Here is a 25341-nt window from a genome sequence, read left to right as displayed (position 1 = left end):
TCCAATTACGGAAAGCTATGAATAACAAAAAAGCTGCTTCTCGCTGAATACTTGTCCGAGTAGACATTGTATTCAGCCAAAAACAGCTGCTCATGTAATTCGCAAAAAAAGCCTTCATATTCTGAAGGCGTTGTGTCCTATAGTGGGTTGTACTTTTAAGAATTAATAAAATCCTTTTAGCCAATCTTTGTATAAATAGTTCTCATAACCATCCTGCATGCCAAAGAAACGAAAACAGTAACCCTCTTTATACCGAGCAATAACCTGATCAATTAGTGAATCATTCTCGAACTGGATATAACCTGTTAGATAAAGGACAATCAAGAACTCTTCAAAACGCAAATTACCTAGCACCATTTCTTCTTCGTCCATGCCGTGGAACACATAAATCTCCAGAGATAATAATTCAGAATTTCCAATTAACGTTGAGTTGATAACCAAGGCAAATTCGAGCGGTTCATGAATATCTTCGTCTCTATTTAGCTTAACTAGCTCCTTAATTCCTCTCTCGTCTTCAAATACGTATGCAGCTACTGCCTTATCAAAGCCAGCCTCAGGATCTCTGCGCAAATTAGAGAACCTCTCCAGATCGACCTTCTCTCCATAATACTTTTGTGTTAGTCGTTCGTGTATCTGCTCTAATGTGAATGGGTTCGGAAAATCCAATGTTAGATACTTTTCATACAATTTTTGTATATCAATCTCCAATTTGATCCCTCTTTCTTCAGTTATGATGATCATTTCTAGTTTTGGAGAGGAATGAACACTATTCAATTCTATACAAGCAAAATTATCTTATACCAGGTCTGTTTAATCCCCATCTACCATTTGTGCCGAAAAAGATATGTCCTGTTCGATAGCTTCCCCGTTCACCGTGAACATGATCAAAATAACGAGTATCATTCCACCCAGAATAATAATGGTTTTCGTGGCCAGAGGACTTTCCGATTTTTTTTGCAATATATTGAGCATCAGAGTAGGTAGAGGTCCAGATTTCCAACCTCGATGACATATTTAAAGAATTGACAGCTTCGCTTTCTGTTAGTGGCTTGCCAACATAGAGGTTCATACTATCCTTATACGCTAGGAAATATTTAGGTTTCTCTCTTTCTCTACTTCTGGAAAGTTCTCTTGCAAATTGCCTTACTTCTACAGCATCCTCTGCAAATTTATAAACTACAACAGCTGCAGCAGTACCACCAGCAAGCCAACCAAGTAACTGACCAATGCCCATTCCAACCCAAGGAGCAGCAAATACTACCTGAGTAGTAACGAGTTCTTCTTCACTCTGAACCTCTATGTCTTCCAGATTTACTTCATGAAAATTCTCATCAGCAGGTGTCACTTCAGTGTCCTGCTCTTGAATGATCTCTTCAGGTAATAAATCTTCAGGTTTTTCTTCTTGGGGCTCAACTATTACTGGTTCATCACTATTATTAGAGGTAACATCCTCTGAAATTTCTTGAGTAATAGTCTGGTGATCAATCTCTGCCGCCAATGAGTAAGATTGAACGGATGTGGCAAATAAAATTATAAATGCAAGGGTTGCAGAAGTAATACGTAAAAATGACTTAATGGTTGCTTTTTTAAACAAGTTATTACCCTTCTGAATATATTGTAAGCACCTCTCCAAAACTAGGCATTGAATCTAAATATATACATATTTAAACCCAATATTTACTGCTATAGTTTATATTTAAGCATTTTACAATTATGTAATCATTAACACAATAGTTATAAAAAATTATTTCAGGATAGATTCCCAAAGATAAGTAGCCTAAAAAAGCAAAGATTAAACACCTATTATTTAGGTATTTAGTCTAACTTGTCTCATTAACACTGTTATATGTATTTACTATTCTTCTATTCTTAGCCAAAAGCATTCTAGGGAGTATTTAGTCATTATTTTCTCTTCATTGTAAGCCTGATTGACCCCATCTAATTCTTCCCCTTGAATATGTCAAGCTTATCTTGATCTACAGATCAAATAGAAATTATTCATAAATTCCCTCTAACAACATAAAAAACCCACTCCTTGTATAGATGTTCCATACAAAAAGTGAGTTTCAAATTACACCATTCTGATTAACTCAGACTTAACAACTTACTCATCCTCAAGCTCTACATTATGGTAGACCTGCTGTACATCCTCCAGATCCTCCAGAGCGTCAATCAGCTTCTCGAATTGAACCTGTGCATCACCGGACAGGGTTACGAAATTCTGCGCCAGCATGCTAAGCTCGGCCACGGTGAATTCGGTTACGCCTGCTGCCTTGAAAGCTTCCTGCACCGCATGGAATTGCTCCGGCTCGGCATACACAATGATGGCTTCATCCTCTTCAAGGATATCACGCACATCCACATCCGCCTCTAGCAGGATATCCATAACTTCATCAGCATTCTTGCCTTCTACGCCGATAACAGCAGTCGGCTCAAACATGTAGGATACGGAGCCGCTTACGCCCATGTTTCCACCATTTTTGTTAAAAGCCGAACGAACATCCGGTGCCGTTCTATTCACATTATTGGTCAATGCGTCGACAATAATCATAGAGCCGCTTGGTCCAAAGCCTTCATAACGAAGCTCTTCATAAGTCTCGTCACCGCTGCCTTTAGCTTTCTCCATTGCACGGTCAATGATAGCTTTCGGTACATTATATGTCTTGGCACGTTCCAGAACGACCTTTAGAGCACGGTTGGATTCCGGATCAGGCTCGCCTTTTTTGGCAGCCACATAAATCTCTACGCCGAATTTGGCGTACACGCGGCTAGTATTTGCATCCTTGGATGCCTTCTTTTCTTTAATATTATTCCACTTACGACCCATGAAGATTCCCGCTCTCTATTCGTATTCAGTTCGACTCATACCAGAACCGGATATGAGCCTATCTTCTTTATTATACCTCTTCCTCCAATCTTCAACAAGCGTATAAAAGGATACGCTTTCTGAGTAGTGGGGTGGAATGGTATACTGTGGGTATATATAACAAATCGCATTATCGTTTTCAAGGAGATTTCTCATATGCAGACCATTTACTATCATGATAGGCGCTTACCAGAGCTGCGTGTAACAGAGTTGGAGGAATTATACGGTGAACGTGGTCGATTCCGTGTCCTCCAATTCGGGGATGGGGCCATTCAGGGCGCCCAGGACCTTGAGCAGCCGGAGCGGGTTGTACTGGAATATCCACGGGCGATGATTCATTTGATGGAGCATAACCTAATGCAGTTTGATAGAGCCTTCGTAATCGGACACGGCATCGGCACCATCGCCGGTTACTTCTCGGATCGAAGGGTCATTACTGCGGAGCTGGATGAACGCATACGCGACATCAGCAAGACCTACTTTAATTGCCAGATTCAGGATGTCAGGCTGGGCGATGGCCGCGCTCTACTTGCTGAAGAGCAGTCGGACAGTCTCGATCACATTGTTGTAGATGCCTTCTCCGACTCCATTACACCACCCCATCTGGTATGCAGCGAATTCTTTGAGCTCACAGCTGACAGGCTGAATCCAGAAGGTACTATCCTGCTGAATTTGATAGGTAGCCCCGCAGATCGCTGGATTCATGCCGTGCATAGTACACTTCAGCTACACTACTTGTATACATCAGCCTTTATTTTGCAACCAGAGCATGTCCGAGAGCATACCAATATCATCATGGTTGGACGACAAAGACCGATTGCTTATCAGGCTCGTCATATGGCGGGATTTAAATATTTTCTACCCCCACAGGGACATATTATTCGAGAAGACACCCAGCAGGGGTAAAGGAGCACAAGTATGAGCAGTCTGTCACGCGCTTCATGGCACAACATGAACATCATTGCACAAGTAGGCAGTCTTCAATTTAATATTCGTTGTATTCAATTCAAAGATACGAGCCTAGATACAAAGGGTACCCCTTGTTTTGGTCCTCACATGTACGCACTTCATTATATTCGTGGCGGTAGAGGCACGCTGCTGCTTGCCGGGAGAACATGTCCGATTGGTGCCAAAAGTCTCTACATGAGTGGTCCTGGGCTTGTATATGAGGAGATGACCACGGTAGAAGAGAAGCTTACAGGGTATTCCCTGTTCTTCGAGGTTGTTGATCCTGGGGCGAATCTCTTTTTGTCCAAGCAGATGCTGGATGAATATACCTCTACTGCAGATCGTCTGCTGACGGCTTCCTTCTGGCATGGTAAGGATGAGAAGGACATGCTCACCCTGTTCGAGCAGCTTGAAGCGGATTTCCCCAGCTACTCCCCTTCAAATGAAGCTATGGTAACGCAGATTATTCAGCAGATCATGATATCTTTGATGGACAATTACGCTGACAGTCTGCCTACACCCACACATGCCTCAGAGAAGACTCTTGATGAGCAGCGCATGCAAATTATCGAGGAAAGCCTGTTATACCAGTACTCCTCCTTGACGATTGGTGAACTGGCTGAACGACTTACATTAAGCGTACGGCAAACAGAACGCACGGTGAAGCTTCTCTATGGTGTGTCGTTTGCAGAGAAAAAAATGCAGCTTCGCATGCGAATGGCAGCTTATCTGCTAAGTCACACCAAGCTGCCGATTCATTACATTGCCGAGCGCACAGGCTTCGCCTCGCTTGAACATTTCAGTACCACCTACAAGAAGCATTATTACCAGACCCCGACGTCCTACCGAGCCAGTAGAGATTACACAAGTCCTTCCTAGGAGCGATTAGCATCAGGAGGAGTGAGCCTGCTCCTGGTGCAACCTTGTACCTCGACCAGATTAGAGGTGAGTACAGAGTCGCTTCAAACGGGAGTCCTGGCCTTCTTACAAAAGCAAATAACAAAGGGATTTGAAAAACACCCCTTTACTCCGTTAGATTCATTTTACCCTTAAATTCCATATAATTCTATATTTAGTTTTATAACAACCACATTTTATTACAGCGCTTTAAGACTGGCTAATGGTTAAAAGGCATGTTGCATTACTTTCTTTTTCACATGAAAAGCCTTGCTCGTATATACAATTTACTCGGCGGCCAAGCAAAGAAAGCTGTAAATAGAACAATAGGACCGCCTATACTCTGGCGGTCCTGTCTCAACATATATAACATTTTAAAAAAACAGCCTGTATATTACAGAACATTCTTGAATTACTGGTAGCTGCTAGGGTCCATATAAGTGATTTCCCACAGATGGCCGTCCAGGTCCTCAAAGCTCCATGCATACATAAATCCATGGTCCGTAGGTTCATTATATTCCTTGGCGCCAGCTGCAAAAGCACGGCTGACAATCTCATCCACATGCTCCCGACTGTCTGCTGAGATCGCTAGAATCACCTCAGTGGTACTGCTTGCATCAGCAATCTCTTTGTTGATGAAGGAACGGAAGTAGCTTTCCACCAGCAGCATGACAAATATATTGTCACCAAGGACCATGCAGGCTGCCTTCTCATCCGTAAATTGCGGGTTAAATTCAAAGCCAACCTTTTCGAAAAACAACTTGGACGCGTCGAGATTCTTGACTGGTACATTCACAAAAATATTACTCGTCTTCAATGCCATGGTCATCACCTCATCCTTTGAAGTTGCATTGCTCATTAGTACCTTGACCCAATCAAGGTGAGGATACGTTGCTGTCCGATCAAGGTACTATTCTCACAATCATAGTATAACAGCTAATATTGCAAATATTTATACAATAAGTTATCAATGTTAATTATATAGATTGTGCTCCCATGACAAGACGAGTGAAAAGTATCAACTTAAGTAGATCTCAAGCGTGGAATTCCTGTCCGTCACGTACCTCCTGTACAATGCCGGCGCGAATGACGAAATCACCCAAATGCTCACCAGGTTCACGTTCTTGGCCATATTGTTTGAAAATCGGCTGTAGCGAGGCTAGGATCTCCTCTTCCCCGATGTTCTCCTTGTATAGCTTGTTCAAGCGCTGGCCGGCAAATCCGCCACCCAGATAGAGGTTGTACTTGCCTGGCGCCTTGCCGATCAGCCCGATCTCAGCGAGCATGGGACGAGCGCAGCCGTTCGGGCAACCGGTCATACGGATTACGATATCCTCTTGCTCCAGTCCGTTCTCGGCCAGCATGGGTTCGATCTTGTCGAGGAAGCTTGGGATGTACCTCTCGGACTCCGCCATCGCCAGACCGCAGGTTGGAAGGGCTACACATGCCATGGAATTCCGGCGCAACGCGGAATAATGCTTGCCGTCAGTCAGCTTGTACTGCTCCAGCAGCTGCTCAATTCTCTTCTTGCTGCGGGCACTGACACCGCCAATGATCAGCCCCTGATTAGGAGTGAGTCGGAAATCCCCTTTGTGAACAGTGGCAATCTCGCGCAGCCCCGTCATTAGTGGGTAATCCTCCAGATCCTTGATTCGTCCATTCTGAATGAACAGCGTGAAGTGCCATTTGCCGTCACCGCCCTTCACCCAACCATAGCGATCACCATTATGATCGAAATGATAGGCGCGCGCTGGCTCCAGCGACCAACCCAGTCTGGATGTCAGCTCCTCCACGAACCACTCTAATCCCCGATCATCAATCGTATACTTGAACCGTGCATGCTTACGAACAGCCCGATCACCGTAATCCCGCTGGATGGTAACCGTCTTTTCCGCTACATCAATCAGTTGCTCCGGTGTGCAGAAGCCGATCACTCGGGACACCTGTGGGTAGGTCTTCGGATCGCCATGGGTCATCCCCATACCGCCACCAACAGCTACATTGAAGCCGAGGAGCTTGCCGTTATCTACAATGGCGATGAACCCCAGATCCTGAGAGAATACATCTACATCATTGGTTGGTGGCACCGCAATCCCGATCTTGAACTTACGCGGTAAATATACCGGACCATAAATCGGCTCCTGCTCGGTATCATCTTTGCTGTCAATGACCTTCTCTCCATCCAGCCAGATCTCATGATATGCTCTCGTACGCGGGTCCAGATGCTGGCTCACTTTTGAAGCCCACTCATACACCTGACTATGGACCTCTGATTGATAGGGATTCGGACTACACATAACATTACGATTCACGTCTCCGCAGGCGGCCAGTGTACTCAGCATCGCGTCGTTGACTTCACGAATCGTGTTCTTCAGGTTCCACTTGATTACACCATGCAGTTGAAATGACTGCCGTGTTGTCAGGCGGATTGTACCATTTGCATACTTATGAGCTACGCGGTCCATCATCAGCCACTGCTCTGGCGTAATGACACCACCAGCTGCGCGAACACGCAGCATGAACTGGTAGGCCGGCTCCAGCTTTTGCTTCTGCCGTTCATTACGCAGATCCCGATCATCCTGCATGTAGCTGCCATGGTGCTTCATCAGACGATTGTCATCCTCAGGGATGGAACCCGTCAGCGGGTCCTTCAAAGTCTCTTCCAGACTTCCCCGCAGATAGAAGCTTCTGCGCTTAATGTCCTCCACATCGCTGTGAGGAGCATTCTGGGGGTGGAGTAATTGCTTTTGAGTCATTCGATTCATATCTCCTCTCGGGGTCCTGTACATGTCACTTATGCTTGGGCATTCCCTTAATATACATCCCGTTGATAACGCTTCTCCTGCTGCAGGCGAATAAGCTCGGCTGCTGCCTCATCTGCGGAACGTCCGCCCTCTTGCTCCAGAATGCGTATCAGTGCAGCATGCACGTCATGCGCCATCTTCTTCTCGTCTCCACACACATAGATGTACGCTCCTGCCTGCAGCCACTCATACAGCTCACGGCTATGCTCCAGCATACGATGCTGCACATATACCTTCTCCTCGGTGTCCCGCGAGAAAGCTACGTCCATACGGGTCAGTACCCCGCTCTTGATCCATTTCTGCCATTCGATCTGATACAGGAAATCTGTAGCAAAATGCTGATCACCATAGAACAGCCACGACTTCCCTTCCGCTCCGGTCTCTTCTCGCTCTCCAAGGAAGGCTCTGAATGGAGCTACTCCTGTGCCAGGTCCGATCATAATAATCGGGGTATCCGGTTGCTCCGGCAGCTTGAAGCCCGCATTGTGCTGAATAAACACAGGCAAGGTATCCCCGGCTTCCACACGTTCGGCCAGTTGAGCCGAGCATACCCCGGAACGCTCACGTCCTTCGTTCTCATAGCGTACCGTTCTCACCGTGATGTGGACTTCATCAGGATTGGCACTAGGACTGCTGGCAATTGAGTATAGGCGAGGCGGGATTTTACGGAGTAAAGGAACGAGTTCCCCAGCCTCAATCCCTGTCAGCTCGTAGTGCTGCACGAGATCCAGCAGATCATGCCTGCTCATATAGCTCCGCAGCTCCTCCTCTTGTCCGGCTGCAAGCAGCTTGCTTAGGGCAGAGTCAGGGGCCAATCCCGCTATCTGCTGAAGCAACGGCTTCGTCAGGACGGTAATCTCTACCACGCGAGTCAACGCTTCACGCAGGGGTAGCTGCTGCTTGTGCACTTCAATCTCTTCCTCTGGATTCCACTTCAAGGCCTCAATCAATTGATCTACCAGCTTCGGATCATTCTGCGGATAGACTCCCAGACTGTCACCTGGCTCATAATGAAGTCCCGACCCCTCCAGTGATAGCTCTACATGTCGGGTCTCCCGCGCGGAGCCGCGTCCGTTCAGGTTAAGATTCTCCAGGACCTCGGCAGCAAATGGATTGGATCTGGAATAGCTCTCTTCCAGGGAAGGTGCTGCCGTGCTTGCTACCGATGATCCTGCAGATACCGTGGCAGTATTCCCTGAGGTCCGCAGCTCAAGCGCGCCAATAACCTGCTCCATCCATTCTGTAGCCGAACTATCGAAGTCCACGTCGCAATCCATACGCGGTGCAAGCTTGCTCGCACCAAGCTCCTCCAGCTTGGCATCAAAATCCTTCCCCGTCTGGCAGAAGAATTCATAGGAGGTATCACCCAGTGCCAATACCGAGTAGAAGGTGTCTGGCAGCTGAGGAGCCCGCTTGCTGTGCAAGAACTCGTATAGACCTATTGCTTGGTCTGGTGGTTCGCCTTCGCCATGCGTACTTGTAAGTATGAGCAAGTGCTGTACTTTCTTCAGGTTGCTTGGCTTGAAATCTGCCATGGAAGCGCGAGTGACCTTGTAGCCCAACTGCTCCAGCTTTGCAGTAAGCTTGCCTGACAGCTGACTGCAGTTGCCCGTCTGAGAGCCATACAGAACAGTGACCTCCTTGGGCAAGGTCCGCACCTGTGCTGCCAGTGGTAACGCCTGTGTCTGTTCTGCGACTACAGCAGATGTCTGGAGTATGGCCTGCCCCGCACCTCCAGCACCAGTAGCAGTCAGATATCCGCTCAGCCATATACGCTGATGCTCGGACAATGTCGGTACGAGTCGGTTAAGCAGATCAGCCTGCTCCTCATTAAAAGGACTATTGCTTACTTGAAAGTTCAATCCCATCCACCCCAATATGCGCTCATTTTCTAAATCCGACTATTATGATCTCATTAATACTATCTTGAACCTAACATACGTACTGCACAGGGTCAATTAGTTAGATCTTATCGGTTCTATCAGTAATCCTGATACGTCATGTCAACCAGCGAATGATAAGGCTTCTTCCCCCTAAATGTAGCTATATTTCTGACACAATAAAAAGTCCCGACAGCTATTACACTGCCAGGACATATGGATGTAGACATTATTTCTAAATCATTGCAACGTTCCTTATTTTCGACATGCTCCGTTCTATTCCAAAACGGTCCACATGTCCATAGCCACCATTCGAATGATCTCATGCTCGTGCTTCCGGTAAGCCCGCAAACGGTCGGCGCTGCTCTGATTCCACAATAACGCCTTGCCCGCAACCTGCAATAAAGAAAGTCCTATATACTGAGCCTCGAACGGCGTCTGGCCATTCAAGCGATCCACGATGCTCAGAAGCTCCTCTGCGGTCCAATGCCCTTTGCTAGCATTGAGCGTTTGAACGATCTGCCGATACGCATAATCCAACACATGTGGCTTCCTACTCGCGATCTGGATCACATGACTTAGACAAACAATGGCCTGTTCGGCGCTGTTCCATTCAATCATGGCTATATGCAGCTTAATAACAGCGGATTGCATCGCCTCTTTGTCAGTGAGTACATCAATCACGCTTTCATACAGCGGAGCCAGTTCGTGCCTTACATGCGGAGGCAATAAGACAAGCTTGTCAACCAGTGCCAAGAGACGCTGACGATGCGGCAGATCCCTGTCGGCAGTCGCATTCCATTCGACTACTGGTTCCATGGCCCCCAGCTGCTTGCAAAGACTAATCACCTGCTCGTGTACCGCTCCATCACGGCAGACCACGATCAAGGTATCCAGTGCCGCCTTCCATCTGGAGCTGTTCTCCATATCCAATATGGCTTTACCAGCGGCAGCGGCAAGCAACACTTCATGGCCATCCGCCCAAAGGTTCATCGCTCGGAAAGCCTCCTGGGCCACTTCCGCATCCGCATGACTCCCATTCTTGGCAATCCATTGCACATATCGCAGCCGATCCTTCAATGGAAGCTCTCTTGGGTTCTGGTACAGCAGGCTTCTTGCAATATCCCGCTCCGGCGACAAAGCCATTGCGCTTAATATAGCCCAGCTTCGCTCATCTTCGAGCCATTGTCTGGCGGCATGGCCTATTGCAATCACAACGTCCTTGTGGGAATTTGGTTTCTCATATTCACGAAGAAGTATCGCCATATTCTCACTGCTCTTAAAGGCTCCCAGCAGCCGGATCGCTTCTTTTCTCACTGTAATCTTCAGCTTATCCCGGTTCAAAAGATCTGCAAGCATGGAGGTCATCGCCTGCGGCTTCATTCGACGCGCACATCGAGGGATCGCATACATCGCCACACGGGCACGGTCCCCATCCAGATTGTCCAGCAGCAAAGGAAGCGCCTTCTCCGGGTCCTCCCATAAAGAGCAAGCGTGTAGCGCCGCCTCAGCGATCTGCACTTCCTTATCCTGCTGTAGCTTCTTCAACTTATCGGAGCAATAGTCCGGCATTTTTGCCAAGCTCCGCATGGCAGACGAGCGCTCATAAAAGTTACGCTTGGCATCCAAGGCTACTTTTTCGAGTAGAGCAGCCAATGCTTTTTGCTGACGTGGTAACCAACGATGGAACCCGTCCGAGGCAGGCAGAAGATAGATCGACTTCCCTGAGAGATGCCTGCCCTTGATGACTGTCCCTGCAATGAAAGGGTCCAGCCATTCTTGACGCTTCAGGTGCAGATGCTTAAATACCTCATAAAACGAAATGAAGGAGAGGTCCCTATCCAGCATTTCTTTTACCCGTTCATCGCGTGTTTTGCGTGGAGCCAGCCAATAACGGACAGCCTGAGGAGATACGTTTTTTACCTGAACTAGTTCCTTCAGTAGCAGTTGGAGCTTAGGAATTCGCTCTGCCAATTGCCAAACGATTCGGCCATCCGCAGAATATATGTATAGCTCTCTCGCTTGTTAGCTTCCATGCCAAGAGCATAAAATTCATCGAACACAATGTTCAACACATGATCCGGCATTCTGTCCCAGTCCATTGAGCGCAGCATAAAGTGTCCGTCCCGCATCGCCATTCTGGCGAAGGTTCTTAGAACAAATTTGAAAAGTCTGCTCTCGGGCTGGGAAGCATGGTAGCACAGAATGGCAAAGGCCAAATTCTCTGTGGCTACTCTTGTCCCATAGGAGGTGTCTCTGGCTTCAATCACACTATCGACCAGCACAGTCAACTCCCCGATATGGTCTTCCTTAAAGAGCGTGGGAGGGCAATTCGACAGCTCGACCATGACTGCATTCCGCACAGGGTCCTGATCGTTTTTAATCCGAGTCACGAAATGCAACGTTTCACCCATTCCGCTTCGGGATAACGCCGTGCTTCGGAGAAGATGGACATAGGCCGCAGCCCGCTCATCAGCTCCAGATACAGTCGCAGCTTTCTCCAGATGTTCTCTGGCAGCCGCAATGGATAGCCTCGAAGTTATTTCCAGCGTACGGTCTCGGCGCTCCCGAATATCCCGCAGGTCTAGCATTCGAGTCGCCTCCTGATGGCGCAAACGATGTGGTAGTACATCCAGAAGCGACGTCGGGAACAAGCGCATGCTGCGATCGTCTTCTTTATAGGTAGCCTCGAAGACCAATCCGCGCAAGGACGGCGCAAGTGTATCCAGTACCTTCGCTACATGCAAAGGCTGCTCAGCCAGCAATGATGTTAGCTTTGCCCACTGCTCGATGGAAAAAAGCTTGTTTTTTTTCAAAACACCTACAGGTACGCCGTGAGTCAGAAGGTCACCCCTCGCCTCCTCTCGCGTCAGGAGCTTGAATACATCATCCGGGCTTACTTCCATTAGACGGCCCAATCGCGGCCTGAGAACAGGATGAAGCACGTCCGTAGGCCCATGCTTCAACGCACATTCCAAGACCATACTTGGTTTTAATTCACACAGCATCTCGATCGCTGAGCTAAAGCTCCACCATACAAAGGTCTTTTCGCGTTGTGTTGCCTTTTGCAGCACATCATGGAAATAATCCGCGACGAGATCCGGGTGACGCTGCGTCAGCATTTTCCAATTACGCACCCCATACCCCAGCTTCGGGAGGTGGCGGCGGACCGTTTCCTCGCTGCATGCAGCCAACAATGTTGCTGCCTCATGTCCTCCCCAATTGGCAAGCACAAGTGGCAGCAATCGCTCCGCCCAGTCCTGCCGGCCTCTGATCACGATGCTTCGCAGCAATTGGCGACGACATTCATGCGACATCGACACGATTTCAGACTCTATCAAAAAATCTGAATCGATGAGAACCTTCGGCAAAAGTTTGGCTGCCCGGCACCTTACACCCGCCTTCCCATGATTCAAAGCAGCCAAAACTACATGAGCATCATGCGTAACACTAGCACCGGTTAATGCCAGATGCCCCTCATAGGCACTGTCACTCTTCAACAATGATGTAAGCAGGTCGCTATAAGCAGCATCTCCTTTATATTGGCATCCCCAGGTTGCCATCTGCTTCATCCTGTCCGAGTACCCCATCACGTCTAGTTCCTTTAGTGCCCGTTCTCTATTCAGCGGAGTATTGTGAAACAACACTATTACCCTCTCCTCTCACTCGCTGACACCCATCTACTAGACCGCTCTAAGCCATTTTGGTCCACAGCTTACGGACTAGCCATTTTCTATTATTTATAATTGAAAAAAATACAACATTATACCTTGTCTAATCCATGTTAACAAAGACACGCGGCTAGTCTACGGACTTAAGGCAAGTAAAAAAACGAGTGTGGAAGCTGCCCCCATGGCGAAAGGGTACGCGGCTACTTCCTCACTCGTTATCAGCTTTGCTCAATGACTAGCTAATCTCACAAAATACATACTTTATGGTGCTACTTTCTTGATTGCACGAACAGCTTCCCGAAGCTCTATAGCTTAATAAATTGTCCCGTACGCTGCGATTCAAATGCAGCCAGAATCACGTTCAGGGAACGCAATCCCTCCTCACCAGAGATCGTTGGCGGCGTCTTCGTAACAATGCTATCGACAAAAGCATCAATGACACCGCTGGGTACCTGCTTTTCATTCGTAGCCATGGCACCGACCTTATAGGTCTCAACTGTCCCATCAATAAGCTCTACGATGACCTCGTCCCCTTCTACGGTTCCGATCTTCATGACGCCTTTCTCACACCACAGCACGGTGCTGTTATCTCCGCCCTTATACTGTGTCCAGCTGGCAACCAGTGTTCCAATAGCTCCACCCTTCATGCGGAGAATGCAGGCGGCATTATCATCCACCTTCGTATCCGACTTATGCAGCGTATCAATAAATCCGCCGACCTCTGCCACCTCGTCCTGTAACAGGAAACGGATGAAGTCCGACTTATGGACACCAAGATCCCCCATTGCGCCCATACTGGCCTCTTCCTGACGGAAAAACCAGCTGTTCCGGCCGTCAACACTCCAGGCTTCAGGACCAGGATGCCCGAAGGCTGTACGGAAGGTAAGAACCTTACCCAGCTTACCCGAATCCAGAATCTCCTTCGCCTTCACATGCGGTGGCATGAGACGTTGATTGTGACCTACCATGAGAAATACTTTGCTGGCACGTGCTGCTTCAATCATTTGCTCTGCTTCTTCGGAGGTACACGCCATTGGCTTCTCTACTAGCACATGCGCACCAGCCTTGGCTGCAGCAATGGACATAGTCGCATGCAAATAGTTCGGGGAGCAGACGCTCACAGCATCCACCTTCTCTTGGGCAAGCAGCTCTTCATAGCTACTATACGCTGTGCCCCCGTAAGTATCCGCCATCTCTTGGGCACGCTCCAGCTTTGGATCGGCAAAGGCCACCAGCTCCACATGCTCATTGGCTGCATACTCCGGAATATGTCTACGCTGTGCAATAGCACCGCATCCCAATACGGCTACCTTGATTGTACTCATCAGCACTTCTCCTTTTCATGATCTATGATTGTTTTGGGGCATGAACTGGAACCAGAGCTAGAATTGGCTCAGGTAATGCTCTTTTACCCACTGCAGACTGTTTGCAACACTTTCAAGCGGTGGCTTCTGACAATGATCCTGCTCCACAATCAGCCACTCCACTCCGGCATCCGCAGATTCGCGAATGACGGCTGGCAGGTCCACCAGGCCCTCTCCAAGCTCCAGCGTATTAATTGCACCATCCGTGGCTCTGTCAAAATCCTTCAGGTGCAGGAGCGGAAGGCGGCCGGCATATTGGCGGATGTAAGCCAGCGGGTCCTGTCCAGCATACTGAACCCAGCACACATCAAGCTCCACCTGAAGGGACTCAGGTGCCGTCGTCTGGAACATTGCATCGAATACCAGCGCTTCTCCCGTCTTCTCCAAAAATTCAAAATCATGATTATGATAACCAAATTGAAGCCCCTGCTCCCGCACCTTGGCTCCCGTATCCTCCAGAAATGCAATAAACTCCTTCCATTCTTCACCCTTGGGGCGCTGATCCGGCATAATATAAGGACAGATCATATAATGAGCACCAATTGTCTTCAAGTAATCTATCTGGCCTTGCAAATCATCCTTGAGCAAATGAATGCCTACATGACTACTGATAGCTTTTAGCCCAAGCTCGTCTAGTAGCGCTTTCATTTCCAGGGCTGGAATGTCACCGTATCCGGCAAATTCTACACCCTCATAACCTAGTTCGGCAACCTTACGAAGTGTACCCCTAAAATCCGTAGCTAATTCCTCACGGAGCGTGAACAGCTGCAAACCCACATTCATTCTTGGCATGTACAAGACACCTCGACTTCTTAGAGTTTTATATATACTGCTCTATCTGGTACTATCCTATCGAAAATTGACCTGAAGTGACCATACACAATATAATTATCACATGCACTATTTGCTCAGATTATGTACGGAGGTTCTTGTCTCGTGGATACTGCACTATTAACCTGTGATTATTCTTACCACTATAAAGCCTTCAATTCTCACTACACAAATGGGCTGACACACTATCTGTTCCGATTGCAGACCGAAGGCTCCTGCCGGGTCTTCTGCCGGGACCGCGAGTACCAGCTTCGCAGAGGAGATCTGCTGCTATTAAGGCCAGGAGATGCCTATGATCTTGCTGTAGATGACCCCGAGCAGGAGGACCGCATTTCTAGTGGAGACTACTATTTGTTCTGTGAAGGCCAGTGGATTGATGATTGGTGGAATCGCACCAAACGCCCGCCTGTGACCCGGATTGGCTCTGACGAGAAGCTGGTTGGCTTATGGCGCAACCTGCTACTTGAGAAGCGGCGCGGAGCAGACGAGGAGAACGGAGAATTGATCGACTACATGCTGCGAAGTCTGTGTCTCTATTTTGACAGAGCCATCTCAGAGCATACCCAGCAGGATCGTACGGTGTTTGCTGCACTTAGACTGAAACGCTTCATAGAGGAGCATGCCACCCTCACGTTCAAGCTGGAGGAGGCTGCCCAGTTTGCTGGACTTAGCCTGTCGCGCGCGGTAAAGCTCTTCAAGGATTACTATGGTCAGACCATGATCCAGTATGCCATTGATATTCGACTGAACGCAGCCCTCGAGCGTATGAAATATAGCTCACTGACATTGGAGCAGATTGCGGTTACGTGTGGATTTTCCAGCTATTCGTATTTCCACAGGGTGTTCCGATCCAAGTACGGCGTGACTCCGGTCAAATTTAGAAAATACGAGCAGGAGGCCCCCTATCGCCTGTAAAGGTTCTTACCTTAGGCGAAGCAGCCTCCTGCCTCTTGTTGGTCAAGATTCGTATTCGATCGGGTCACCTAGCTTTTTACAGAACTATAGGCTTCATTGCGGTCAAATTGACAGGCTCTCAGGATACTCCGATTCTGCTTACAATTTTGTCCTGCCCAAGCTGTGCAGCCCGCTCCAGCGGGGTTCCTTCGAACTTGATAAAATTTTTGTTGTACTTGACCTTCCTGTTGAAATCCACGCCATGATCCACTAACAGACCAATAATATCCTCGTATTCGTTAAATACCGTGTAGATTAGCAGTTCGCAGTTGCGGTCATACACGCAAGAGATGTCTGCCCCCTTGCTTAACAGTAGTTCCGCCAGCTCCCTCCGATTGCGTCTGCAAGCCCACCAGAAGGCTGGTGTAATCGTCTCAGGATGAATTCCGTTGTCTATGAGCACGCTAGCTCCTTCCACGTTGCCGGTACCTGTTGTCCATTCCAGAGCGTTTATTTTTGCCGTTGCCAGTTGATTGACATCCAGACCTAGATCAATCAACTTCTGCGTCATTGCACCGGAAGCATATGCCGCAGATAGGAATAACGCTGATTCCTTCTTACAGCCAAGCGCCATAATATTCGCTCCCTGATCCATGAGATAACGGGCCACATCCTCATGACCATAGTGCAGCGCCCATAAGAACGGTGTCTCCTGCACCGTATTGCGCACCTCCAGATCAGCCCCTGCTTCTACAAGCCATTGAACGATATCCAGAGCACCGTCTTCGCAAGCGATATGTAAAGAAGTACCGAAGTAGCTGCATTTCTTGTTCAGTGCTGTTGCCTTGATGGAGGACAGCCTATGGCGAATCTCCTCTATATTCCCAGTTGCACAGGCATAGTTCAGCGTGTTCTCGAACCCTGCCGCTTTCATTTTTTCATTACGTTCCTGCCGTATATCCTGAGTCATCTTCATTCTCCTTATTTGCAGTTCAGACTAATGACTGCTCCGCAGCTTCTTGAATGAAATTGCGCCGACGGAGCCACTGATGGCATAACTCAGGCCACGCCTGGGCTTGCGGATGTGCTTCTGCGAGTCCAAGACCATGACGCCCATCCTCAAAAATGTGCAGCTCAAACGGGATATTGAACTGACGCAGACCAGCAGCGAACATCAGGCTATTCTCGACAGGTACAGAAGCATCATTGGCGGTATGCCATAGAAACACAGGAGGAGTATCCGCTGTAATCCGCTGTTCCGATGAGACGGACTTCAACCACTCCGCACTTTTCTCTTGTGGGCCAGATAAGGCTTGCTGACTTCCTGCATGAGCATGCTCTCCGGCCATTGTGATGACTGGATAGCACAGAATGGCGATATCTGGACGACAGCTAAGCAGATCCACAGGATCTTCGAGGTCCTGCTGGCCCGCATCGAAGCATGTACTGGTCATCGAAGCCAGATGCCCCCCTGCCGAGAAGCCCAGAATTCCTACACGGTTCGCATCAAGTCTCCACTCTGCGGCATGGTACCTGATAAGGCGAATTGCACGCTGCGCCTCCTCTAATTGGACAGGGTGAGCATGAGGAGCGACGCGATAATTAAGCACCAAGGCAGACACTCCGATCTTGTTCAGCCACTGAGCAATCGGCTCTCCCTCATGATTAGCTCTGTTCACATAGCCGCCCCCTGGGCAGACAAGGATTACCGGGTACGGACCCTCTCCCTCCAGTAGATAAGGTGTAATGCTCGGACAACCATCGTTAATGCCTTCTGTATCGAGCGGCATGTCCTCCCAGAGTTTGATGTTCTTTGGCACATTCATCATTCGTAGCCTCCCATTCATTCGTTAGCGTCTGTGCAACCTCTTGATAAGTTCTCTATAAATACTCTACTTCTCCGCAGCCGGCGCGATCACCTTCCTGAGACGCTCTCTCCCATCTGTCAAGCAGGGTTACAGGTTCATTGTCTCACAGGTATGTCTGCCTCAAGCCTCGATGCTACTCATTGATGATGGTAACTGGAGCTACAGTGACACGCCTATACCAAATGTCCGGTCGATTCATTCGCTTCATGCCGTTCCTCCAGAGCCATGATGCGAAAACAAATGGAGAACAGGTTACGTATCGTACTTGTGCTCGTCTTCTTCTTGATATTCGTAATATGTACTTGAACTGTCTTCTCGCTGATATAGAAGATATCTGCAACTTCCTTGTTACTGAGCCCATAGGTTACAAGAGCACTTAGTATTTCACTTTCGCGTGGGGTCAGGTCATAGTAATCCGTCATCGTCTGCGACGTTCGCTGGATTTGCCGTTGTAGCGCTTCTTTTTGTGCACCGCTCATAAGATCATACATCTCTGAATTCATCAACTGCTCTCAATCCTTTTCTCTTTCGATTTCTGCATTCAGCCTTGCTACAGAAACGTTGGACAATGATGAAGCTTAAAAAAATGAACTCTGATCGTACTGTGTTATCAACGTTTCTTGCTTACTGCACGACAAATGCTACATTTCTACTGCTTAGTCCTTACTCGTTTTTCAATATCGGACTAAAGCTGTTATATTTTGATAGTTAATTGTAAAAACATTACCAATGAATTAGAGATGACAGATGCAATCGTTACCTCAGTATTACAACTGTAATTGCAGTCTGCATAATTACGTAATCATTTCGGTAGGAAGTCGGACGGAGTGACAAATTCCGCCCAACCCCACACCGCATAGCAGTATCAGATCAGTGCTGCGCTAAGTTAAATCAAGATAGCAGACCTGGTTTAAAGTACTTATTCCGTGATGCTGACCTGCATCAGAATCTCGCCTGCAAAATCCTTAATGCTAAATACGCCATCCTCCAAAATCCCGTACGAATGCGGGTAATTCCCTTTTGGAAGCGATATCGAGCCTGGATTACATAAATAGACGTCCCCCTCACTCCTCGCCACAGGGATATGGGTATGTCCTTGCAGGAATAGATCTCCGGACTGGAGTGGTGGCAGATTTTCCATGGAATGACCATGCCCGTGAGTCACATAGATTCTGCGTCCCTCATAGAAGAGTACAGCGTAGTCCGCCATCATGGGGAATTGGAGCAGCATTTGATCAACCTCGGCATCACAGTTCCCTCTGATTGCAGCTGCAATATGAGGTGACTGCTGGTTCAGCAATTCTGCAACTCCTGCAGGGTCATAGCCCTCCGGCAACGGATTACGTGGTCCGTGATATAAATAATCCCCTAGCAGTACCCAATAATCCGCCTGCTCTTCTTCATATTTCTCTACAGCTCTCTTGAGCCAGTACAATGATCCATGAATATCAGATACGAACATGAATTTCATCAGTCTTGCTCCTCTTCTGCAACTTATTAGCATTCAGCACATAGCGGCTTGCTTCTCTTGCCGCCTGTCGCCCCTCATCAATCGCCCAGGCAACAAGACTTGGCCCCCGCCGTATGTCACCCGCTGCGAAGATACCTTCTACACTGGTCATATAAGATCCTGCCTCCGCCTGACCACCAGTCCGAATATTGCTGCGTTCATCCCGCTCTAGTCCAAGCTCTCCGGCCAGGGCTTCCTCCGGTCCGGTGAAGCCAAGAGCAAGCAGTACTAATTGCGCTGACAAGCTATTCTCACTGCCCGCCAACTCGACTGGAAGCATCCGCCCAGCTTCGTCACGCTGCCATTCTACCTGAATCGTACGCACTGTGGTTACCCGATCCCCTGCATCTCCTTCCAGACGGGTCGTAGCAATCTGATAGCAGCGTGGGTCCTGTCCGAACCGTTCAATTGCCTCTGCTTGCCCATAATCCGTCTTGCGAACCTTGGGCCATTCCGGCCACGGGTTAGTCCCTCCTCTGCTGAGTGGCGCCTGCGGCATAATCTCCAGTTGCGTCACGCTTCGGCAACCCTGCCGGATTGCTGTCGCAACACAATCGGTGCCGGTATCTCCGCCACCGATGACGACGACATCCTTCCCACACGCTGTAATCGCTTCCTCCTCCATCCCTTGACTCAGTACGCTACGGGTGCTGGAAGTCAAATAATCCATAGCTTGGTGTACACCAGCCAGCTGTCTTCCCTCTACCTGCAGTTCTCTAGGCTTGGTGGCTCCTGCGCATAGAACTACAGCGTCATACTCTGCGTGAAGCTGCTCCAATAGAATATCCGTGCCAACTGCCACGCCTGTAATGAAACGAATCCCTTCTGCCTTAAGAATTTCTACTCTTCTGTTCACAATCTCCTTGTCCAGCTTCATGTTGGGAATGCCGTACATCAGGAGTCCGCCAATACGATCTGCCCGTTCCAGGACCGTTACAGAGTGTCCTTCCTGATTCAGCTCCCAGGCGCAGGCAAGCCCTGCAGGACCTGATCCCACAACGGCAACCGTTCTTCCTGTTCTTGACTGAGGAGGATTAGGCTGAATCCAGTCCTCCTCGAAGCCCATGTCTGCAAGGGATTTCTCAATGGCCTTAATCGCTACTGGGTTGCGGCTTAGCCCCAGTGTACAGGAGCCTTCACAGGGAGCAGGGCACACTCTGCCTGTGAACTCTGGAAAAGGATTCGTCTTGAATAGTCTGGACAATGCATCGTGCCAGCCTCCACGATATACGAGATCATTCCATTCGGGAATCAGATTATGAAGCGGGCAGCCTGCCGTCATGCCATTCAGTAGTCGTCCTGCATGGCAGAATGGTGTCCCACAGTCCATACAACGGGCAGCCTGAGTCTGTAGTGTCTCCTTATCCCACGGCATGGAGAATTCACACCACCCCTCAATCCTGTCCGACACCTGCTCCTCCGTCAGGCTCCTGCGTTCGAATTCCATAAAGCCAGTAACTTTTCCCATTCCAAATCCCTCCGGTCATCACTCGTATTGGTCGATCGAAAGACGCCTGCAAAGAACCAAATGCTTAAATAAATGACACTAGCTTACCATCGGATGGAAATACCAGAAATGAACTACGTCACGTAATGGTGTTATAATGGATAATAATAGCTATATATAGACACTTAGATAGGAGTGACAATCATGCATATTCAAATCAGTGAATTGGCCGCTCAGCGTATGACAGAAGCGCTCGAAGGACGTTCAGGACACTTTAAATTGCTATATGATACCGAGGGCTGTGGCTGTAATGGGGTCATTGTACTCCGTATTGTGGATCAGCCGGAGTCTTTGGACGAGTTGCTGGAGACCAATGCAGTGCCGATCTTCGTTGACCCCAAGCAGCGGCACAATCTGGAGGAGGCGATGCGACTCGATGCAGAACCCAACTTCCCTTCCTTCAGCCTTGTTGGGGATTCCGGTACTTACAGCACCAATATCCGAATCTATGATCTGCGCGCTAACCCAGGCAAGTCGGACATCATTGCAGATGAGTCAGCAGCAAGCTGCCTGATCCAGCAGAACTAATAACACAGAGTGGCCTACGATACTCAAAAAACCTCTCCACGCTTACCGTTCATTCGGCCAGCGGTGGAGAGGTTTTTTCACAAGCATGATGAATGTATACTCGCTACAGTTGTCCCCGATACCACTCTAATGTACCGAAGAGCGCTGCAAGCGCATAGCTAACCGCTACACCGCCAAGCATCAGCAGAAGGAAGCACCAATCGGCCTTGGTTACTCTCCATTGGACATAGAACTCGCGATGCGGTTCCCCTGTAAATCCTCTGGAAATCATGGCGACGGCTACACGCTCGGATTTGCGAATCGCACTGGCCAACAGCGGTATAGAATATCGCTTCAGAGCACGTAGCAGCTTGCCCCAGCCCCGCTCTTTGCCTACACCACGCATGCGATGTGCCTGCTGCATGATTCGCAGTTCTTCCCGAAATAGTGGAAGGAAGCGGAAGCCTGCCAATATCCCGTAAGCGAGCTTCGGTGGCAGCTTGCATTGCTGCATCAGACTTAATATGAAATGAACCGGGTCTGTCGTAAGGATGAAGAGCAAGGACAAGGCTGAGAAGATCAACGTCCTTAAGCCAAGTGACAGAGCTGTATGCCAGACTGCTTCAGTAATCTCCAATGGACCCATGCTGAGCAAGACTGGTGACATCAACACGGTGTCCTCTCGCGGAAATAGTGCCGCAGTCCATATATATCCGAGGGCCATGATGACAAAAGGAGTGAACAGCAACAGCCATCTCCGCCAGGATATGTCCCCGACGACCCAAGTTACAGCCACCGTGAAGACCAAGGCTACAAATGGAGTCACAGGATCGAAGGCAAAGGACAGAAAGAGCACACATAATGTCACCGTCAGTGCCTTCATACTAGGATTAAGCATCTCAAGTCGGAACAGAGCTCTCCTGGGCGCTACCGTGCTGCCTGAATTGAACGATTCAGCACGATTCATGGACCTTGGGACAGTCATCGGAGCCCTCCTTGTCTTACAGAAGGCTCACTGCTTCCAATCGTTGATGCTTTCACGGCGTCGGCAAGTGACCCTGACCATGATGCATTCAGTGATTCCTTAGGTGACTCATCTAATGATTTACTTAAAGAATCTGATAACAGCTGACTGAACCGTTCGACAAGTGGTAGTTTCAGATGCATCATGTCCAATTCCTGCTTGGTCAGCTTCCACAATGCGACAGGCGTGTCATCGAAGACAATGTGGCCTGCTTGTAGCACAATCACTCTTGTAGCAAATTGGCGTACCCATTCCATATCATGTGTGATCATGAGAACCGCCTGGCCCTGCTCAGCCCGGCTGCGTAGTGCTTGCATCAGCTCCAACGATGCATATGCGTCCTGCCCATAGGTAGGCTCATCACAGATTAGAATACGCTGGTCATCCATGAGCATAACTGCGACGCTCAGCCTGCGCTTCTGCCCTTGACTAAGGGAAAATGGACTCATATCACGTTGCTCCTCAAGTCGATATTGCTTCAGTACAGCTTCTACCCGCTTCTCGATCTGCCCTTCTGACCACTCCTGTCGCAGTCTAAGTGTATAAGCTAACTCGTCATAGACGGAATCCGTCACAAATTGATGCTCTGGATGCTGGAATACCAAGCCAATCTGGCGTCGCAGCTCCTCCTCGCGCCAGTCATCCAATCTCCTACCATTAACGTATACATGCCCTGACGCCGGAGCAAGCAGGCCTGTTAGGAGACTAGCAAGAGTAGACTTCCCAGCACCGTTCGGACCTGCCAATGCTACAAATTCGCCTTCATGAACATGTAGCGACACATGGTGTATTTGATGTGTTGCTTTTGTTGCTTTTGTTGCTTTTGTTGCTTGCGTTACTTGCGCAGGTGTAGCTGATATCTCACCATGTGCTGACTTCCGTTTCTTTAAGAAGCTGTAAAGACGCTTAGGGCTTCTTCCATGGGAATACACCAGCTCATGTGCTGCAAGCAACAGCTTCGGTGGCTTTCCAGACGAGTCGAATACACCTGTTGTCGATATATCGGCTGCTTCCAACTCGCCTGCTCGGGATTTCTGCTGGGTGGATGTCACATGTTCCCTGATTGAAGATACAGCCTTCAGAGCTGCCTTACACACCTGTTGGGGCTGGTTACTCCATAATTGCCATAGCTCATTGAGGGTCAAAGGGAGCGCGTCCTCCACTGCCTGCCAATTCCCCATTTCATGCTGGCTTAACAGCAATTGCTCGTATTCAGCACTCCTATCAAGAGTCTGAATTTCGGTATACCCTGCTTTGGTAGCCAACATATTGGAACTATTTTCCTTGCTCATTGGTACGTTCATAGCCTGCTGCTTGGCACTCTCGGCATTACTATCTGCACTGACCCGCCCAGCAAGCTCTTTAATAAGCTGACGATGCAAGGTAGCAGCTCTGGGCTGCCAAATACCGAGCTCTTGAGCCTTCGATGAGTACCTTCTAAAATACTCACGAGGCAATCCTTGGTAGAACAGACTCCCTCGTTGATCAAGCGCGGCAATGCGATCTACGGCATACATCCACTCATCCAGTTGGTGCTCGATAAGCAGTACTGTCAGCTCTTCGGCCTGCTGGATCTCACGAATACGTGCCGTCAGTGCAGTAGCAGCAATCGGGTCCAGATTCGAGGTTGGCTCATCCAGAATCAGAATTGAAGGCCGCAGCACCAAGGCACAGGCAATCGCTAGCTGCTGCTTCATTCCTCCAGACAGACTGTGAATGTAGGCTTGTCTGTAATCGCTTAACCCGGCGAGCCCCAGTGCTGATACAATCCGAGCCTCCATCTCATCTCTCGGACAGCCGATGTTCTCCAGACAGAACGCCAGCTCCTCTTCCACTCGCAGCATACAGAATTGGCTATCCACATCCTGAAAGACAATCCCTACCCGCTGAGCAATCTGAGCAGGATTGGCCTCTAGTAGCAGCTCGTTATAGAGCCTCACTTCCCCACATACAAGGCTGTCAACCGCATGCGGATAAATTCCATTCAAACAGAGCGCCAGTGAGCTTTTCCCACCACCACTGGGACCAAGAAGCAATAGCAACTCTCCCTGCACCAGGTTCAGAGATACCTCATTGATGATTCCAGAGCTACCTTCCTCGAAGCACATAGACAGCGCTCTAGTCTCTAGGGCATAGCTTGGGGTGCAACTCCCCCTCTTCTCCGTTCCGGTTCTCTTCTTATCCTGTGTCATGCCTTGTATGTGCTCTGCGAACGAGTCTTGGCAATCGGAAAGCTGCGTAACACTCCTGTTGAAGCCAGAGCATCTGCGATCCATTTACCCAATAAGCCAGCAAGCAATGCGCCACTAATGATTCGTACAATCAGCATAGCAAGCACCAGATCCACAGACAGAGCTGCAAAGCCTGAGCGGAAGTAGCCCCAGATGAAGCTGAACACAGCTGCCCCCATACCAGCCAGCATAAGTACAGCCAGATTGTATCTACGATAGCGGAAGGCTGCGAATACCACCTCAGCGCCAAGCCCCTGAATAATCGCTGATACGATCAGAATCGGTCCTACGGTATTCCCGATCAGCACCTCTACTACTCCGGCAATCGTCTCAGACAACAGGGCTACCCCTGGCCTGCGAATGATATAAGCAGTAATGATGGACACGATGAACCAGATACCGAAGATGACCTCATACCCCATCGGTCCCATGAATCCGGTCAGAACATTTCCCACCTGCAAAAACAGCAAGTATACAACCGCGAACACGACAGATAGCGAGCTGAGCACAATAATATCCCGAAGCTTCCAAGAGGCCAT

At 48.9% G+C, this 25341-nt stretch carries 22 protein-coding genes; 4 read left to right on the top strand and 18 right to left on the bottom strand.

What is annotated here, in order from left to right; genetic code table 11:
- Nucleotides 1–162: 162 nt before the first annotated feature.
- From K331_RS0126060 to K331_RS0126050, 3 genes are all read right to left on the bottom strand, one after another.
- Nucleotides 163–708, bottom strand: a complete 546-nt coding sequence (locus K331_RS0126060; RefSeq protein WP_028592561.1) for a hypothetical protein — start codon at nucleotides 706–708, stop codon at nucleotides 163–165.
- Nucleotides 709–790: 82 nt separating this feature from the next.
- Nucleotides 791–1594 (bottom strand): hypothetical protein, encoded by an 804-nt coding sequence (locus tag K331_RS0126055; RefSeq protein ID WP_028592560.1) that lies wholly within the window; start codon nucleotides 1592–1594, stop codon nucleotides 791–793.
- A 510-nt stretch (nucleotides 1595–2104) separates the two neighbouring features.
- On the bottom strand, nucleotides 2105–2827 hold the full coding sequence (locus tag K331_RS0126050) for a YebC/PmpR family DNA-binding transcriptional regulator (protein WP_028592559.1): 723 nt from the start codon (nucleotides 2825–2827) through the stop codon (nucleotides 2105–2107).
- A gap of 195 nt (nucleotides 2828–3022) precedes the next feature.
- Between K331_RS0126050 and K331_RS0126045 the strand changes: the two genes are divergently transcribed.
- Together K331_RS0126045 and K331_RS30645 are read left to right on the top strand one after the other, a co-directional pair.
- The gene (locus tag K331_RS0126045) at nucleotides 3023–3772 is read left to right on the top strand and encodes a spermidine synthase (RefSeq protein ID WP_028592558.1); all 750 of its coding nucleotides are present in this window, start codon (nucleotides 3023–3025) and stop codon (nucleotides 3770–3772) included.
- Between the two features lie 12 nt (nucleotides 3773–3784).
- Nucleotides 3785–4693, top strand: a complete 909-nt coding sequence (locus K331_RS30645; RefSeq protein ID WP_051290054.1) for a helix-turn-helix transcriptional regulator — start codon at nucleotides 3785–3787, stop codon at nucleotides 4691–4693.
- A 430-nt stretch (nucleotides 4694–5123) separates the two neighbouring features.
- Here K331_RS30645 and K331_RS0126035 read toward each other — a convergent pair whose 3' ends face one another.
- The 7 genes from K331_RS0126035 to K331_RS0126010 all read right to left on the bottom strand — a co-directional run bounded on the left by K331_RS0126035 (nucleotide 5124) and on the right by K331_RS0126010 (nucleotide 15222).
- Nucleotides 5124–5534, bottom strand: coding sequence for a VOC family protein (locus K331_RS0126035; RefSeq protein WP_028592557.1), 411 nt, complete (start codon nucleotides 5532–5534; stop codon nucleotides 5124–5126).
- Nucleotides 5535–5745: 211 nt separating this feature from the next.
- Nucleotides 5746–7467: an assimilatory sulfite reductase (NADPH) hemoprotein subunit gene (gene cysI / locus K331_RS0126030; RefSeq protein ID WP_028592556.1), complete on the bottom strand. Its 1722-nt coding sequence runs from the start codon at nucleotides 7465–7467 to the stop codon at nucleotides 5746–5748.
- A 56-nt stretch (nucleotides 7468–7523) separates the two neighbouring features.
- Nucleotides 7524–9377, bottom strand: a complete 1854-nt coding sequence (locus K331_RS0126025; RefSeq protein WP_133567630.1) for an assimilatory sulfite reductase (NADPH) flavoprotein subunit — start codon at nucleotides 9375–9377, stop codon at nucleotides 7524–7526.
- Between the two features lie 294 nt (nucleotides 9378–9671).
- Entirely contained in the window at nucleotides 9672–11369 is a 1698-nt protein-coding gene (locus tag K331_RS32880; RefSeq protein WP_226383697.1) for a HEAT repeat domain-containing protein, read from the bottom strand.
- Nucleotides 11333–13042 carry a hypothetical protein gene (locus K331_RS32875; RefSeq protein ID WP_226383696.1) on the bottom strand — a complete coding sequence of 570 codons (1710 nt, stop codon included), beginning with the start codon at nucleotides 13040–13042 and terminating at the stop codon, nucleotides 11333–11335. The genes K331_RS32880 and K331_RS32875 overlap by 37 nt, the downstream gene beginning before the upstream one ends.
- Before the next feature lie 329 nt (nucleotides 13043–13371).
- Complete coding sequence (locus K331_RS0126015; protein WP_028592554.1) at nucleotides 13372–14391, bottom strand: Gfo/Idh/MocA family protein; 1020 nt, start codon at nucleotides 14389–14391, stop codon at nucleotides 13372–13374.
- A gap of 57 nt (nucleotides 14392–14448) precedes the next feature.
- Nucleotides 14449–15222: a sugar phosphate isomerase/epimerase family protein gene (locus K331_RS0126010; protein WP_028592553.1), complete on the bottom strand. Its 774-nt coding sequence runs from the start codon at nucleotides 15220–15222 to the stop codon at nucleotides 14449–14451.
- A gap of 144 nt (nucleotides 15223–15366) precedes the next feature.
- Here K331_RS0126010 and K331_RS0126005 point away from each other — a divergent pair, with 144 nt between their 5' ends.
- The gene (locus K331_RS0126005; RefSeq protein ID WP_028592552.1) at nucleotides 15367–16176 is read left to right on the top strand and encodes a helix-turn-helix transcriptional regulator; all 810 of its coding nucleotides are present in this window, start codon (nucleotides 15367–15369) and stop codon (nucleotides 16174–16176) included.
- 118 nt (nucleotides 16177–16294) lie between these two features.
- On the opposite strand, the gene K331_RS0126000 is transcribed toward K331_RS0126005, so the two are convergent.
- The 5 genes from K331_RS0126000 to K331_RS0125980 all read right to left on the bottom strand — a co-directional run bounded on the left by K331_RS0126000 (nucleotide 16295) and on the right by K331_RS0125980 (nucleotide 21001).
- On the bottom strand, nucleotides 16295–17125 hold the full coding sequence (locus tag K331_RS0126000; protein ID WP_028592551.1) for an ankyrin repeat domain-containing protein: 831 nt from the start codon (nucleotides 17123–17125) through the stop codon (nucleotides 16295–16297).
- A 22-nt stretch (nucleotides 17126–17147) separates the two neighbouring features.
- Nucleotides 17148–17984 carry an alpha/beta hydrolase gene (locus K331_RS0125995; protein WP_028592550.1) on the bottom strand — a complete coding sequence of 279 codons (837 nt, stop codon included), beginning with the start codon at nucleotides 17982–17984 and terminating at the stop codon, nucleotides 17148–17150.
- A gap of 212 nt (nucleotides 17985–18196) precedes the next feature.
- Nucleotides 18197–18526, bottom strand: a complete 330-nt coding sequence (locus K331_RS0125990) for a helix-turn-helix transcriptional regulator (RefSeq protein WP_028592549.1) — start codon at nucleotides 18524–18526, stop codon at nucleotides 18197–18199.
- Between the two features lie 416 nt (nucleotides 18527–18942).
- Nucleotides 18943–19494: a phosphodiesterase gene (gene yfcE, locus K331_RS0125985; RefSeq protein WP_028592548.1), complete on the bottom strand. Its 552-nt coding sequence runs from the start codon at nucleotides 19492–19494 to the stop codon at nucleotides 18943–18945.
- On the bottom strand, nucleotides 19472–21001 hold the full coding sequence (locus K331_RS0125980) for a glutamate synthase subunit beta (RefSeq protein ID WP_028592547.1): 1530 nt from the start codon (nucleotides 20999–21001) through the stop codon (nucleotides 19472–19474). Before K331_RS0125980 ends, yfcE begins: the two co-directional genes overlap by 23 nt.
- A gap of 183 nt (nucleotides 21002–21184) precedes the next feature.
- Between K331_RS0125980 and K331_RS0125975 the strand changes: the two genes are divergently transcribed.
- A complete protein-coding gene (locus tag K331_RS0125975; RefSeq protein ID WP_028592546.1) occupies nucleotides 21185–21568 on the top strand; it encodes an iron-sulfur cluster biosynthesis family protein in 384 nt (127 codons plus the stop codon).
- Nucleotides 21569–21671: 103 nt separating this feature from the next.
- On the opposite strand, the gene K331_RS0125970 is transcribed toward K331_RS0125975, so the two are convergent.
- Genes K331_RS0125970 through K331_RS0125960 form a run of 3 tightly spaced genes read right to left on the bottom strand, consistent with a single transcriptional unit; the run spans nucleotide 21672 to nucleotide 25341 of the window.
- A complete protein-coding gene (locus tag K331_RS0125970; RefSeq protein WP_084165584.1) occupies nucleotides 21672–22532 on the bottom strand; it encodes an energy-coupling factor transporter transmembrane component T family protein in 861 nt (286 codons plus the stop codon).
- Nucleotides 22529–24763 carry an ABC transporter ATP-binding protein gene (locus tag K331_RS31265; RefSeq protein WP_084165583.1) on the bottom strand — a complete coding sequence of 745 codons (2235 nt, stop codon included), beginning with the start codon at nucleotides 24761–24763 and terminating at the stop codon, nucleotides 22529–22531. The genes K331_RS0125970 and K331_RS31265 overlap by 4 nt, the downstream gene beginning before the upstream one ends.
- Nucleotides 24760–25341 (bottom strand): ECF transporter S component, encoded by a 582-nt coding sequence (locus K331_RS0125960; protein ID WP_028592544.1) that lies wholly within the window; start codon nucleotides 25339–25341, stop codon nucleotides 24760–24762. Before K331_RS0125960 ends, K331_RS31265 begins: the two co-directional genes overlap by 4 nt.

The sequence above is a fragment of the Paenibacillus massiliensis subsp. panacisoli DSM 21345 genome, assembly GCF_000426545.1.
Lineage (GTDB): Bacteria > Bacillota > Bacilli > Paenibacillales > Paenibacillaceae > Paenibacillus > Paenibacillus panacisoli.
The sequence above is the reverse complement of the archived record's forward strand: the minus strand, read 5'-3'. Positions and strand labels throughout refer to the sequence as shown.

Excerpts from the sequence above, each read along its gene's own strand:
- K331_RS31265 (WP_084165583.1), bottom strand. The coding sequence starts at position 24,763 with ATGACACAGGATAAGAAGAGAACCGGAACGGAGAAGAGGGGGAGTTGC.
- K331_RS0126010 (WP_028592553.1), bottom strand. The coding sequence starts at position 15,222 with ATGCCAAGAATGAATGTGGGTTTGCAGCTGTTCACGCTCCGTGAGGAA.
- K331_RS0126050 (WP_028592559.1), bottom strand. The coding sequence starts at position 2,827 with ATGGGTCGTAAGTGGAATAATATTAAAGAAAAGAAGGCATCCAAGGAT.
- cysI (WP_028592556.1), bottom strand. The coding sequence starts at position 7,467 with ATGACTCAAAAGCAATTACTCCACCCCCAGAATGCTCCTCACAGCGAT.
- K331_RS0125980 (WP_028592547.1), bottom strand. The coding sequence starts at position 21,001 with ATGGGAAAAGTTACTGGCTTTATGGAATTCGAACGCAGGAGCCTGACG.
- K331_RS0125960 (WP_028592544.1), bottom strand. The coding sequence starts at position 25,341 with ATGGCCTCTTGGAAGCTTCGGGATATTATTGTGCTCAGCTCGCTATCT.
- K331_RS0126000 (WP_028592551.1), bottom strand. The coding sequence starts at position 17,125 with ATGACTCAGGATATACGGCAGGAACGTAATGAAAAAATGAAAGCGGCA.
- K331_RS0125995 (WP_028592550.1), bottom strand. The coding sequence starts at position 17,984 with ATGATGAATGTGCCAAAGAACATCAAACTCTGGGAGGACATGCCGCTC.
- yfcE (WP_028592548.1), bottom strand. The coding sequence starts at position 19,494 with ATGAAATTCATGTTCGTATCTGATATTCATGGATCATTGTACTGGCTC.
- K331_RS0126045 (WP_028592558.1), top strand. The coding sequence starts at position 3,023 with ATGCAGACCATTTACTATCATGATAGGCGCTTACCAGAGCTGCGTGTA.
- K331_RS0126015 (WP_028592554.1), bottom strand. The coding sequence starts at position 14,391 with ATGAGTACAATCAAGGTAGCCGTATTGGGATGCGGTGCTATTGCACAG.
- K331_RS30645 (WP_051290054.1), top strand. The coding sequence starts at position 3,785 with ATGAGCAGTCTGTCACGCGCTTCATGGCACAACATGAACATCATTGCA.
- K331_RS0125975 (WP_028592546.1), top strand. The coding sequence starts at position 21,185 with ATGCATATTCAAATCAGTGAATTGGCCGCTCAGCGTATGACAGAAGCG.
- K331_RS0126035 (WP_028592557.1), bottom strand. The coding sequence starts at position 5,534 with ATGGCATTGAAGACGAGTAATATTTTTGTGAATGTACCAGTCAAGAAT.
- K331_RS0125990 (WP_028592549.1), bottom strand. The coding sequence starts at position 18,526 with ATGAATTCAGAGATGTATGATCTTATGAGCGGTGCACAAAAAGAAGCG.
- K331_RS0125970 (WP_084165584.1), bottom strand. The coding sequence starts at position 22,532 with ATGACTGTCCCAAGGTCCATGAATCGTGCTGAATCGTTCAATTCAGGC.